The sequence below is a fragment of the Streptomyces barkulensis genome (assembly GCF_002843305.1).
GTDB classification, from domain to species: Bacteria; Actinomycetota; Actinomycetes; order Streptomycetales; family Streptomycetaceae; genus Streptomyces; species Streptomyces barkulensis.
Map to the genome: position 1 here is coordinate 51,812 of NZ_PGSG01000006.1, position 12,041 is coordinate 63,852.

At 71.7% G+C, this 12,041-nt stretch carries 11 protein-coding genes and 2 pseudogenes; 8 read left to right on the plus strand and 5 right to left on the minus strand.

All coding sequences use genetic code 11. The features are described 5' to 3' along the window. Positions 1 to 51 precede the first annotated feature (51 nt). Both CUT83_RS00655 and CUT83_RS00660 read left to right on the plus strand, forming a co-directional pair. Positions 52 to 366: pseudogene (locus CUT83_RS00655) on the plus strand (SDR family NAD(P)-dependent oxidoreductase); the annotation flags it as partial. Positions 367 to 500: 134 nt separating this feature from the next. Then, on the plus strand, positions 501 to 3,641 hold the full coding sequence (locus tag CUT83_RS00660) for a Tn3 family transposase (protein ID WP_101253924.1): 3,141 nt from the start codon (positions 501 to 503) through the stop codon (positions 3,639 to 3,641). A 27-nt stretch (positions 3,642 to 3,668) separates the two neighbouring features. Here CUT83_RS00660 and CUT83_RS00665 read toward each other — a convergent pair whose 3' ends face one another. The 5 genes and pseudogenes from CUT83_RS00665 to merA form a co-directional block, all read right to left on the minus strand. Next, complete coding sequence (locus tag CUT83_RS00665; protein WP_006554636.1) at positions 3,669 to 4,184, minus strand: hypothetical protein; 516 nt, start codon at positions 4,182 to 4,184, stop codon at positions 3,669 to 3,671. Between the two features lie 64 nt (positions 4,185 to 4,248). Continuing rightward, positions 4,249 to 4,890, minus strand: coding sequence for an organomercurial lyase MerB (gene merB, locus CUT83_RS00670; RefSeq protein ID WP_101253925.1), 642 nt, complete (start codon positions 4,888 to 4,890; stop codon positions 4,249 to 4,251). A gap of 70 nt (positions 4,891 to 4,960) precedes the next feature. Beyond that, on the minus strand, positions 4,961 to 5,128 hold the full coding sequence (locus CUT83_RS30605; RefSeq protein WP_240958126.1) for a hypothetical protein: 168 nt from the start codon (positions 5,126 to 5,128) through the stop codon (positions 4,961 to 4,963). Between the two features lie 97 nt (positions 5,129 to 5,225). Then, a pseudogene (locus CUT83_RS30610) lies at positions 5,226 to 5,384 on the minus strand (MerR family DNA-binding transcriptional regulator); the annotation flags it as partial. Between the two features lie 21 nt (positions 5,385 to 5,405). After that, positions 5,406 to 6,842, minus strand: a complete 1,437-nt coding sequence (merA, locus tag CUT83_RS00680; RefSeq protein ID WP_101253926.1) for a mercury(II) reductase — start codon at positions 6,840 to 6,842, stop codon at positions 5,406 to 5,408. Between the two features lie 121 nt (positions 6,843 to 6,963). On the opposite strand from merA, the gene CUT83_RS00685 reads away from it, so the two are divergent. From CUT83_RS00685 to CUT83_RS00710, 6 genes are all read left to right on the plus strand, one after another. After that, positions 6,964 to 7,347 carry an ArsR/SmtB family transcription factor gene (locus CUT83_RS00685; RefSeq protein ID WP_039958748.1) on the plus strand — a complete coding sequence of 128 codons (384 nt, stop codon included), beginning with the start codon at positions 6,964 to 6,966 and terminating at the stop codon, positions 7,345 to 7,347. A 22-nt stretch (positions 7,348 to 7,369) separates the two neighbouring features. Continuing rightward, positions 7,370 to 7,696 (plus strand): mercuric ion transporter MerT, encoded by a 327-nt coding sequence (gene merT / locus CUT83_RS00690; protein ID WP_006554631.1) that lies wholly within the window; start codon positions 7,370 to 7,372, stop codon positions 7,694 to 7,696. Beyond that, positions 7,693 to 8,238, plus strand: a complete 546-nt coding sequence (locus CUT83_RS00695; protein ID WP_006554630.1) for a TlpA family protein disulfide reductase — start codon at positions 7,693 to 7,695, stop codon at positions 8,236 to 8,238. The genes merT and CUT83_RS00695 overlap by 4 nt, the downstream gene beginning before the upstream one ends. Continuing rightward, complete coding sequence (locus CUT83_RS00700; protein ID WP_006554629.1) at positions 8,235 to 9,227, plus strand: cytochrome c biogenesis CcdA family protein; 993 nt, start codon at positions 8,235 to 8,237, stop codon at positions 9,225 to 9,227. Before CUT83_RS00695 ends, CUT83_RS00700 begins: the two co-directional genes overlap by 4 nt. A 78-nt stretch (positions 9,228 to 9,305) precedes the next feature. Next, positions 9,306 to 10,667, plus strand: coding sequence for a dihydrolipoyl dehydrogenase family protein (locus tag CUT83_RS00705; protein WP_101253927.1), 1,362 nt, complete (start codon positions 9,306 to 9,308; stop codon positions 10,665 to 10,667). A 182-nt stretch (positions 10,668 to 10,849) separates the two neighbouring features. Next, positions 10,850 to 11,944 carry a recombinase family protein gene (locus tag CUT83_RS00710; protein ID WP_420882448.1) on the plus strand — a complete coding sequence of 365 codons (1,095 nt, stop codon included), beginning with the start codon at positions 10,850 to 10,852 and terminating at the stop codon, positions 11,942 to 11,944. The last annotated feature ends 97 nt before the right edge of the window (positions 11,945 to 12,041 follow it).

The following is a 12,041-nucleotide window of genomic DNA, read 5'->3' on the forward strand; positions in this document are numbered from 1 at the left end:
AGGCCCGTTAGCGTCTCTCTCCCGCCCCGTCCGCGCGGGAACAATGCGGCCATGGGCAACGGACTTCTCATCGACAAGACAGTCATCATCACCGGAGCGAGCAGCGGAATCGGTGCCGCGGCCGCGAACGTCTTCAGCCGGGAGGGCGCGGCCGTGGTCCTGGTCGCGCGCCGGGAGAGACGGTTGGCGGCCACCGTGGCCGAACTCCGGGACCAGGGAGCCGAGGCTTCCTACGTGGTGGGCGACATGACGCTCGCCGCGGACGCGGCACGGGCGGTGGACTTCGCCGTGACCGAGTACGGACGGCTGGACGCGGCCTTCAACAACGCCGGGATCGGTGGCGACCGCACCCCGTTACACCTGATACGGCCTCGGGGAACAATGGAACAGCCGTTGGCGCTAAGGAACGATCTTGTGCGCCTAGCACAGTGATCCACTCTGCGGCTGGGGTTCGGTGAAAGATCGTATGAGCGGTGTGGCGTGGGGCTACCGTCCGCCGCGTGCCGGTGGAATTTCTGACTGATGAGCAGGCCGCAGCGTACGGACGGTTCGTGGAGGAGCCGACCCGTCCGGAGCTGGAGCGGTTCTTCTACCTCGACGACGTGGACCGGGAGCTGATCGGGAAACGGCGGGGTGACCACAACCGTCTGGGGTTCGCACTCCAGATGTGCACGGTCCGCTACCTGGGGCTGTTCCTGGAGGACCCGCTGGATGTGCCGTGGCCGGTGGTGGAGTACCTGGCCGAGCACCTGGGCGTGGAGGACGCCTCGTGCGTGAAGCGGTACACCGAGCGGTTGAAGACGGCGTACGAGCACGCGTGGGAGATCCGGGACGCCTACGGCTACCACCAGTTCGAGGATCGCGAGTGGGGGCGGAAGTTCCGTACGTTTCTGCACGGGCGGGCGTGGACGGCCGCCGAGGGGCCGGTGGCGCTGTTCAACCAGGCGGTGGGCTGGCTGCGGCGCAACCGTGTGCTGCTGCCCGGGGTGAGCGTGCTGGCCCGGCAGGTGGCCGAGGTGCGGGGCACGGCCGAGCAGCGGCTGTACGCCACGGTGGCGGGGGCCGCGCGCCGCGCGGACGGCGCACTGCCGGCGGACCTGGTGGCGCTGCTGGATGTTCCGGAGGGCCGTCGGGTGTCGGAGCTGGAGCGGCTGCGCCGGCCGCCGACGCGGACGACAGGCACGAGCATGGCGAAGGCGCTGGAGCGGGTCGATGAGATCGCCGCGTTCCGTCTGGGCCGGGTGCGGATCGACAAGGTCCCGCCGAACCGGCTGGCGTCCCTGGCCCGTACGGGGCTGGGGTCGAAGGCGCCGAACCTGGAGCGCACCCCGGAGCCGAAGCGCACCGCGCTGCTGACCTCGGTGGTCCGTCACCTGGAAGCATCCGCAATCGATGACGCGCTGGATCTGTTCGCGCTGCTGATGCAGGTGAAGCTCATCAGCGCCGCGCGGCGGGCGACAGACCGGGAGTGGGTGGCGGGCCGGGCCCGGGTGGTGAAGGCGTTCCGCATGGTCGACGGGGTGTTCCGGCTGTGGAGCGAGCAACTGGATCTGATCGCCGAGAGCGCCACGGACTTCGATCCGGGCGCGATGTGGCGGGCACTGGAGACGGAGATCGGCCCCCGCGCGGAGATCGAGGCCGCGTCCAAGCTGGCGGCGGAGATGATCGGGCCGGGAGACGACGAGGCCGAGGCGGAGATGCGGCGCCTGCTGGCCACCCGCTACAACACCGTCCGCCCGTTCCTGTCGCTGCTCGGGGAGTCGCCCGCGCTGGGCGCAGCCTCCGCCGGCAAGCGCATCCTGGAGGCGGTACGGCGGCTGCCCGCGCTCGCACGGCGGAAGGTCAAGGTCAAGCCGCTGCTGCCGCGTGAGATCGACGCCAAGCTGGTGCCACCGGCGTGGCGGTCGGCGGTGTACTCCAACCCGGAGCTGCCCGAGGGTGCGGTGGACCGCGACGCGTACGTGGTGTGCGTGCTGGAGCAGCTGTACAGGGCGCTGAACTCCCGGAATGTGTTCGCCTCGCCGTCGAACCGGTGGGCCGACCCGCGGGCGCGGCTGCTGGCCGGCAAGCAGTGGGAGGCCGTCGCCGACGACGTCCTGCACGGCCTGAGCCTGGACGAGCCGGTCGAGGAACACCTCGCCGGGCGGGTGCGGGCGCTGGACGCGGCCTGGCAGCTGATGGCCGAGCGGCTGGAGGAGGCCGGGCAGGACGCGAAGCTGAGCTTCGAGGTGCAGCCAGGCGGCCGGCTGAAGCTGAACGTGGACCGGCTCGGCGCGGTCGGCGAGCCGAAGTCCTTGCGGTGGCTGCGCAAGACCACCGCGGCGATGCTCCCGAAGATCGACCTGCCGGACCTGCTGTTCGAGGTCGACTCCTGGACTGGGTTCCTGGACGCGTTCGTGCACCTCGGGGACGGCCGCACCCGCATGGAGAACCTGAAGACCTCCCTGGTGGCGCTGCTGGTCGCCGAGGCGTGCAACATCGGCCTGACCCCCGTCATCGACCCCGAGGACGAAGCACTGACCCGGGGTCGGCTGGTGCACGTCGACCAGTACTACCTGCGCGCCGACACCATCGCCGCGGCGAACGCGCGCCTGATCGAGGCCCAGGCGCGGGTGCCGATCGTCTCCCACTGGGGTGAGGGCCTGCTGGCCTCGGTGGACGGGCTGCGGTTCGTAGTGCCCAAGCGGACCATCAACGCCGGTCCCTCGCCGAAGTACTACCACTTCAAACGCGGGATCACGTGGCTGAACGCGGTCAATGACCAGGTCGCCGGGATCGGGCAGATGGTCGTGCCGGGCACCCCGCGCGACTCCCTGCACATCCTGGACACCCTGCTGAACCTGGACGCCGGGGTGAAGCCGGAGATGGTCGCCACCGACAACGCCTCGTACTCCGACATGGTGTTCGGCCTGTTCTCGATGCTCGGCTACAACTTCTCGCCCCGGTTCCGGGACCTGGCCGACCAGCGGTTCTGGCGGGCGGAGATGCCCGGTGTCGAAACCGGCGGCTACGGCCCGCTGGAGCCGCTGGCCCGCAACAAGGCCAACCTGGGCAAGGTGGTCACGCACTGGCCGGACATGCTGCGGGTGGCCGGCTCCCTGGTGACCGGGCAGGTCCGCGCGTACGACCTGCTGCGGATGTTCGGCCGCGAGGGCCGCCCGACCCCGATGGGGCAGGCGTTCGCCGAGTACGGGCGGATCGCCAAGACGCTGCACCTGCTGCGCGTGGTCGACCCGGTGGACGACACCTACCGCAGGCAGATGAACCGGCAGCTGACCGTGCAGGAGTCCCGCCACAAGCTGGCCCGGGACATCTGCCACGGCAAGCGCGGGCAGATCATGCAGGCGTACCGGGAGGGCCAGGAAGACCAGCTCGGTGCGCTCGGCCTGGTCCTGAACGCCGCGGTGCTGTGGACGACCCGCTACCTGGACGCCGCCGTAGAGGAGCTGCGGGCGCTGCCCGCCGAGGAGCGGGAGTACGACGTCCTGGACGAGGATGTCGCCCGCCTGTCCCCGCTGCGTCACGCGAACCTCAACTGCCTGGGCCGCTACAGCTTCCGCGCCTCCACCCCCGTGGGCGGGGGCCTGCGGCCGCTGCGTGACCCGGACGCGGCCGGGGTGGACGAGGACGGGGAACAGTGAGCCTGCCGGCCGGGCCGCCGGTGGCTGTCAGTGCACGGGGCGGCGGCCGAGGATGGTCCAGGCGGTTTCGGTGACGGCGGCGACGGCGATGCCGAAGGCGAGGTGGGCGGCGAAGCCGCGCAGGTGGGTTACGGCCGGGTAGTCCCGGTTGGGGGCGGAGAAGCCGGCCAGTGGGGTGATGCCCTCGTCCACGATCAGCGACATCGCGGCTCCGGAGGCGAGTCCGGCCGCGACCGGTGTGAGGCCGGTGGTGCGGCGCAGCAGCGCGTACACCGGAGCCCAGCTGATGGCGAGCCCGTAATGGAACGCCGTCCCGGCCCGCTCCCGCGCCTTGTCGTCGAGGTGGATGCCGAGCAGGCCGAGGGTCTTGTCGGCGGCGATCTGAGAGGGGGAGCCGGGCCGGGCGGCGTCCTCACGCCGGCGGGTCTCGTCGGATTCGAGCTGGTAGAGCTTCATGCTCACCGGCTCCATCACCTTCGTCGCCGCGTACCCGGCGACCGGGGCGATGACGGCGTCGGTGAGCAGATCAGCAGTGGTCTTCATGGTGCTCTCCTTCCTGTCGGCCCCCTTCGGGGTGGCCGCGGGCCGCGACCACCCCTGGGGGTGCTCAGCAGCAGCCGGACGGGGAGGTGCCGGTGAGGATCTGGTGGATGAGCGGCTGTTCGATGGCGTAGGCGTCGGCGACGGGCAGCACTCGGGAGCCGGGGTGGCCGGCCAGCCAGTCCTCGGCGGCCGCGGCGCTGGTGAAGAAGTGGATCTCGTTGCAGAAGCTGGTGCGGATGGAGGCCGGAGTCTCGCAGGCGACGAGGGAGACGACCGCACCGGCTGGCTCCACGCTGGTGGGCCCGTCCGGGGGCACGGTCAGCCGCACCGGCTCCCCGGTGGCGCGGCAGGGGGAGGTCACCTGGGCGGTGTGGCCCAGGACGGCGGGGAAGACCAGGGTGTCGAGCGCGCACCAGGTGTACAGGGTGCGGCCGTCGGTCTCGTAGCGGTGCGGGGTGGGGTTGAGCGTCAGGCCGTAGCCGGTGACGCGGCCCTGAGTGTCGTACTCGGTGTCGGGCATGGCCGCGAGCGCCTGGCGGATCTCCTCACGGGTGCGGCCGGTTTCGGCGGCGAGCTGGTCGACGGTGACCGGCTCACCGGCCGCCAGCAGCGTCAGCAGGGGCCGCAGCAGAGCCAGTTCCAGGCCGGGAGCGCTGGTGAGCGAGTCGGTGAAGCGGGTGGGGAAGTCCTGGGTGTCGGTGTCCACGACCGCGTTCCTTCCTTGGGTGGATGGGTCCGATGCGTGCCGACCGTAGGGTCTGCCCCCGGGGTGAGGGTCAAGTGCGCTGCGGGTCGCCGGCCCAGCACAGGTCGCCCTCCGCCAGGTCCGCCCGGTGTTCGGCCTGGAACTTCTCGATCCGGTCCAGGATCTGCTGCTGGGCGGCGATACGCTGGCGCAGCCGTTCGCGGGAGCGGTGCAGCAGCTCGGCCAGGTGCGAACCCACCGGCCCGGGGGGGGCCGTCGAGATACGCCGTGGTCGGTTCCCGGATCTCGGCGACGGTCAGGCCCAGGCCACGCAGCTCGCCGATGAACCGCACGCACCACAGCGCGTCGGCGGTGTAGAGCCGGTAGTTGGCCGGGCTGCGGCCCAGGGTGTAGATCAGCCCGAGGTCGGTGTACTCGCGCAGCGTCTTGACCGGCACCCCCGTCCGGCGGGACAGCTCGCCGACCGTCATCGGCCGCGTCCGGCTCCCACTCATGATCGATCCTTCCCGGCGGTTTCAGCTGGCGCAGCAGGACAGCTTGGTGACGTCGCGGGTGTAGGTCTGGGCGGCGAGCTTCAGGCCCTCGGCCATGGTCAGGTAGGGGCACCACAGGTCGGCCATCTGCTGCACCGTCATCTGGTTGGCCAGCGCGTAGACGGCGGTGGCGACGACGTCACCGGCGCCGTCGGCCAAGACGTGCGCGCCCAGCAGGCGGCCGGTGGAGGCGTCGGCGACGAGTTTGATCAGGCCGCGGGTGTCGCGGTTGACCAGCGCGCGCGGCACGTACTCGAGCGGCAGGACGCGGCAGTCGCAGGTGTAGCCCTGGGCGACGGCCTCGGCGTCGGTCAGGCCGGCGGAGGCGATGGCCGGGCTGGTGAAGGTGACCCTGGGCAGGTGGCGGTAGTCCACCGTGCGCCCGGCACCGTCGAACGCGTTGTCGGCGATCAGCGCGCCGTGGGCGGAGGCGACGTAGACGAACTGGGGGTGCCCGGTGACATCCCCGGCCGCCCAGATCCGCGGATTGGCCGTACGCAGATGCCCGTCGACGACGACTTCGCCCCGCTCGCCGGTCCCCACTCCAACCGCGTCCAGGCCGAGTCCGTCGGTGACCGGACGGCGGCCGGTGGCCACCAGCAGCTCGTCGGCGCGCAGCTGAACCTCGCGGCCGTCGCCGGTGCGGGCGGTCGCCACGACCTCGCCCGAGTCACGGCGCACCGCGGTCAGGCGGGTGTGGGTGTGGACGGTGATGCCCTCGTCCGCGAAGACGTCCTGCAGGGCGGCGGAGATCTCGGGTTCCTCACCGGAGGTCAGACGACTGCGGGCCACCACGGTGACCTTGGCGCCCAGGCGGGCGAACAGCTGAGCCTGCTCCAGCCCGACATACCCGGCACCCAGGACCAACAGGCTCTTAGGCAGTACGTCCAGGTCCATGGCGGTGGTGGAGGTCAGGTAACCGGCCTCCTCCAGGCCGTCCACGGGCGGCGCCCACGGAGCGGATCCGGTCGCGATCAAGTAGTGCGCGGCCTCGATCCGGCGGCTGCCGCCGCCGACAAGCGCCACGTCCAGGGCGGGGCTGTCCGGGCTGCCGGTGAAGCGAGCGGTGCCCTCAAGGATGTCCCAGCCGTACTCGGCGGCCAGGTCCGTGTACTTCTCCGCCCGCATCTCCTGGACCAGCTTGTCCTTGCCGTCGATCAGCGCGTCGAAGTCAACCGGCCCTGCCTCGGTCCGGATGCCGGGGAAACGCTGCCCCTCCAGCGCGCTGCGGCGGGCCTCGGCGGCGGCCAGCAGCGCTTTGGACGGCACACAGCCGGTGTTCACGCACGTCCCGCCGGTCGTGCCGCGCTCGACCATCACCACCGAGCGGCCCTTGCGACGGGCGGCGATCGCGGCGGCGAACGCCCCGCCGCCGGAGCCGATGACCGCCAGGTCGTAGCCGTTGTGCGCTGCGTTCACCGCAGCACCTCCTCGCGTCCCGGGTCCCGTGTGACCGGGACCGCTTCTATGCGCCTTGCCGAATAGCTCACCACGACCATACTATGCGGCCAGGCGAATAATTCCAGTTGTGGAGGCCCGCATGTCCGACCGCGTCACTGCCCCCGCCCCTTCCACTCAGGAGGGCCCGCAGGAGATGCCGTGTACCCATCTGGACACGGTGGCGAAGTTCTTCCGCGCCCTGTCGGACCCCACCCGGCTGAAGCTGCTGGAGTACATCCTTCGCGGCGAGCGGACCTCCGCCGACTGCGTCGCCTACGCCGGCATCTCCCAGCCCCGCGTCTCGGTGCACCTGTCCTGCCTCACCGACTGCGGCTACGTCACCGCTCGCCGCGACGGCAAGAAGCTGCGCTACTCCGTCGGCGACCCGCGCGTGGCCGACCTGATCATCCTGGCCCGCTCGCTGGCCGCGGACAACGCCGCCGCCCTGTCCTGCTGCACCCGCATCCCCGACAGCCAGGACTGACCCAGCAAGGAGCACCACCGCCATGCCCGCCACCCACCGGCCCCCACGCCGGAACAACTCCGAGCCCTCCGGCGCCGGCCTGGCCGGCGCCGGGATCGGCGCCGCCCTGCTGATGATCGCCTGCTGCGCCGGGCCCGCCCTCATCGCCGCCGGCGCCCTCGGCGCGGTCGGCGGCATCCTCGGCAACCCCTGGGTGATCGCCGCCGCGGTCCTCGCCCTGGCCGCCGCCGTGACCGCCGTCATCCGCCACCGCGCACGGCGCAGTGCCTGCTGCCCGCCCACCACGCGCTCCGCCGACCGGGACCGCTCGCCCACCCCGGCTGACCAGAAAGGCCCCCGCTCCCGATGACCATGTTCCCGCCCCGCCGCCGCACCCTCCTCGCCCTGGCCACCACTGCCGCCCTCGCGGCCGGCGCCACCGCCTGCGGCACCGGGACCACCCCGGCCAAGACCACCGCCGCAGGCGGCACCGCCAAGGGGTCGGTGTCCAAGGACGGCACCGAGGTGACCACGATCAGCGACGAGAAGATCCAGGTGCCGGGCGAGAAGCCGACCGCGGTGTTCTTCTTCTCCGTCGGCTGCGGCGAATGCTCCGAAGGAGCCAAGTCCCTGGCCAAGGCCGGCAAGGAGCTGAACGGCAAGGCGAACGTCCTCGCGGTGGACATGGACCCGGGCGAATCACCCCAGCTCATCCGGCAGTTCCTCGACTACATCAAGGCACCCCAACTGCCCGCGGTCATCGACAAGAACGCCACGCTCTCCCAGCGGTACCAGGTCGCCGCGCTGTCCACGCTGATCGTCGTCGACCCGGCCGGCAAGGTCACCTACCGGGCCACCGACCCCGGCCCCGAGGCGATCCAGGCCGCCCTGGAGAAGGCGGGCGCCAAGTGAACGGCCTGCTCACCCTCGCGTTCGCCGCCGGGATGATCGCACCGGTCAACCCCTGCGGGTTCGCCCTGCTGCCCGCCTGGATCACCTCTGCCCTCGGCGACACCGACACCTCACCGCTGCCCGTGCGCCTCGGCCGCGCGCTGCGCTCCGGTGTCGCGCTGACCCTCGGCTTCGCCGGAACGCTCGCCGCCGCCGGGCTCGTCGTCAGCGCCGGAGCCCGCGCCCTCATCTCCGCCGCCCCCTGGCTCGGGCTGGCCACCGGCGTCATCCTGCTGCTGCTCGGCCTGGCCGGGCTGACCGGCCGGACCCTGACCCTCCGGCTGCCCGCCTCCGGTGGCCGGGCGGCCGAAGGCCCGCCCACCGCCCGCCGCATGGCCGTCTTCGGAATCGGCTACGCCGCCGCGTCCCTGTCCTGCACCTTCGGCGTGCTCCTCGCCGTCATCGCCCAGGCCCAGGCCACCGCCAGCTACGCCGGTCTCCTGCTGCTCTTCGCCGTGTACGCCGCCGGATCCGCCACCGTCCTGCTGCTCATCTCCCTGACCACCGCGGCCGCGGGGTCCGCCCTCACCCGGAAGGTCACCGCGCTGGCCCGCTACGGCCCTCGCGTCACCGCCGCCGTCCTGGTCCTGACCGGCGCGTATCTGACCTGGTACTGGTGGACCCCCGCCACCGCCGGCAGCACCTCCATGAGCACCACCTCGGGCGCTCTGGCCGGTTTCTCCGCCACCGCCTCCGTCTTCATCCAGGCCCACACCACCATCCTGGCCACCCTGGCCGCCCTCGCGGTGCTGGCCGTGATCACCGCCTACTGGCGCCACCACCGGCGCGTCCCCGCACCCCGACAACCCGCCTCCGGCTGCTGCACGGCGAACGACGACACCGCCCCCGCCGCTGCGCCCGCCGGCCGCCCGGGCGAAGAACCCTGCTGCACCCTCCCGGCTGCGGCCCGGCAAACAGCAGGCCAGGCTGAACACCGGACCCGGCACTGACCCACCCGCCGGCGGGAAGCCGCCACCGTACGGACCACAGCCCAGACCCGGGCCGGGCGCCCGGATCGGAGGAGGATCATGAGCGAGCACTTCGACGCCATTGTGATCGGCATGGGGCCGGGCGGGGAGGTAGCCGCCTCACGGCTACTGGCCGCAGACCGGCGCGTCGCCGTCATCGAACAGGAACTGATCGGCGGAGAGTGCGCCTACTGGGCCTGCATCCCCTCCAAGACCCTGCTCCGCCCCACCGAGGCACGCGCGGAAGCCACCCACACCGCCGGTCTCGAGCGGCCCGCCCTCAACTGGCCGCAGGTACGCGACTACCGCGACTACATGATCCGCCACCTGGACGATTCCGCCCAGGCCGACGGCTACCGCAAGCAGGGCGCCACGGTCATCAAGGGCACCGCCCGCCTGACCGGCCCCGGCCACGTCGACGTCGACGGCCGGCAGCTCACTGCCGAACACATCATCCTTGCCACCGGCTCCGAAGCCACCCGGCCCCCCATCGAGGGCCTGGAGACGGTACCGGTGTGGACCAACCGGGAGGCCACCACCCTTACCGACATACCCCAGCGCGCCCTGATCATCGGCGGCAGCGCGGTGGCCGCCGAACTCGGCCAGTTCCTCGCCCGCATGGGTACCCAGGTCACCGTCGTCCAGCGCGGCCCGCTGCTGCTGGGCCGCGAAGAGCCCCGCCTGGGCGAGATCGCCGCCGAGCACCTGGCTGCGGACGGCATCGACATCCGCCTGAACACCCAGGCCCGCGCCGCCCGCCGCGACGGCACGGACACGGTCGTCGAACTCGACGACAACACCACCGTGCGCACCGACGTCATCGTCCTCGGCGCCGGCCGCACCCCCCGAACCCGCGGACTCGGCCTGGAAAATGCCGGTGTTCAGACCGGCTCCCGCGGTGAACTCGCCGTCGATGCACACGGCCGCCTGACCGATGGACTGTGGGCGCTCGGCGACGTCACCGGCGTAGCGATGTTCACCCACGTCGCCAAGTACCAGGCCCGCATCGTCACCGACGCCATCCTCGGCACCCCTCGCCCCGCCGACTACACCGCAGTCCCCCGCGTCATCTTCACCGAACCCGAGATCGCCGCCGTCGGCCTCACCACCGAACAGGCCCGCCACCAAGAAATCGACACCGCCACCACCGAACTCGCCCTCGCCGACGCCATCGCCCGCCCCTGGACCTACCAGAAAGACCCCTCCGGCACCCTCGGGCTGATCGCCGACCGCAACCGCCGCACCCTCATCGGCGCCTGGGCCATCGCACCCCAGGCCGGCGAATGGATCCACACCGCAGCCCTGGCCATCCGCCACCGCCTGCCCCTGGAGGCCCTCACCGAGTCCATCGCGCAGTTCCCCACCTACAACGAGGCGTACGCCCAAGCCGCCGAACGCCTCACCCGTGACCTCGCCCGATAGCGAGACGGCCCGCGCTCGGCTTGGGCAGCCGGCGCAGGATCACCCTGGGGGTCTCTCATAAATGAACAGTTGCGAGAGTTCTGCGAGAGGCCCGAAGTGGATCACGTTTCCGCAGGTCGCCGTTCGCAGAAGTCCTCTCAGAACCCGCACGTTGTGCGAGACAGTTCTGACAGACTTCCGGGGTGGATCTGACGCCCGATCAAGCCGCAAACGCGGTAGAACGAAACGACTGTCCGAAGTGTGAAGCCCCGGCGGGCAGCGCCTGCCGCACCCGCGGCGGGAAGACCGCGACGAAGTACCACACCGCCCGCTTCATCCTCGTGCCCGCGCTCCGCGAGGAACTCGACGTCCTCGTGCCCGAGGACCGCGGCCCGGGACGGCCGTGGAAGCCCGGTCCGCCCGCCGAGGCTCTGCCGGCCGCCGCGGCGGCCAAGCCGATCCGGATCGGGTACGCGCGCTGCTCGACCGCGCAGCAGGAGTTGCAGAGCCAGCTGGATGCGCTCGAACCGGTCTGCAAGCGGATCTTCTCCGAGAAGATCAGCACGCGCGTGAAGACGCGGCCAAAGCTGGAGGCGGCGCTGAAGCTGGCGTACGACATCAAGGAGGCCGCCCCCGACCAGGAGGTCATCCTCACCGTCCACGAGCTCAAGCGCCTGGCCCGCAACGCCGCCGAGCTGATGACCCTGTCCAACCAGCTCCAGAAGGCCGGCGTCCAGCTCGAACTCCTCACCGGCCCCCTCACCGGCATCTACGACCCCAACGGCATGGGCGCGATGTTCTTCGCCGTGCTCGCCGTCGCCGCCCAGCTCGACCGCAACTACATCCGGGAGAAGACCCTGGAGGGCCAGGTCGCCGCCGCGACCAAGGGCAACCACGGCGGACGGCCGAAGGTCATCGACGACGACATGCTGCTGTTCGCCCGCGCGCTCAAGGACAGGGGCGTACCCGTCCCCGAGATCGCCAAGAAGCTGACCATCAAGACCGGGAAGAACGCCGGACAGCACCCCTCCGTCGCCTCCGTCTACCGCGCGCTCGCCGACGCCGAGGAGACCGGCGCCCCGGCCGGGCCGGAGATCATCGCCCCGCGCCGCCCGATGCGGGTGGACCTCACCGGCCCCGGCAGCGGCACCGACCCCGAGCTGATGGAACGGCTCACCCGGCAGGTCCTCGAAGGCGACGGCGTGCTGGACACGCTCGTTGAACAGAGCGAGGAACAGACGGACGACGTCGTGGCGGCGCTGCTGGCGCAGGCCCGACGCGAAGGGGAGGACGCGTGATCCGCACGCCGCACCGTACGAAGGGGCCCGGTGTGCTCGGAGCCGAAGGCCCGGGCCGCATCGGGCCGTTCGGCCGCTGGCCCGACGACCGCGAGGA

What these genes read in the sequence shown, in the direction of transcription:
- merT (WP_006554631.1), top strand. Translation starts at nt 7,370, where the DNA reads ATGCCCGCCACCCACCGGCCCCCACGCCGGAACAACTCCGAGCCCTCC.
- CUT83_RS00665 (WP_006554636.1), bottom strand. Translation starts at nt 4,184, where the DNA reads ATGAAGACCACTGCTGATCTGCTCACCGACGCCGTCATCGCCCCGGTC.
- CUT83_RS00705 (WP_101253927.1), top strand. Translation starts at nt 9,306, where the DNA reads ATGAGCGAGCACTTCGACGCCATTGTGATCGGCATGGGGCCGGGCGGG.
- CUT83_RS00695 (WP_006554630.1), top strand. Translation starts at nt 7,693, where the DNA reads ATGACCATGTTCCCGCCCCGCCGCCGCACCCTCCTCGCCCTGGCCACC.
- CUT83_RS00685 (WP_039958748.1), top strand. Translation starts at nt 6,964, where the DNA reads ATGTCCGACCGCGTCACTGCCCCCGCCCCTTCCACTCAGGAGGGCCCG.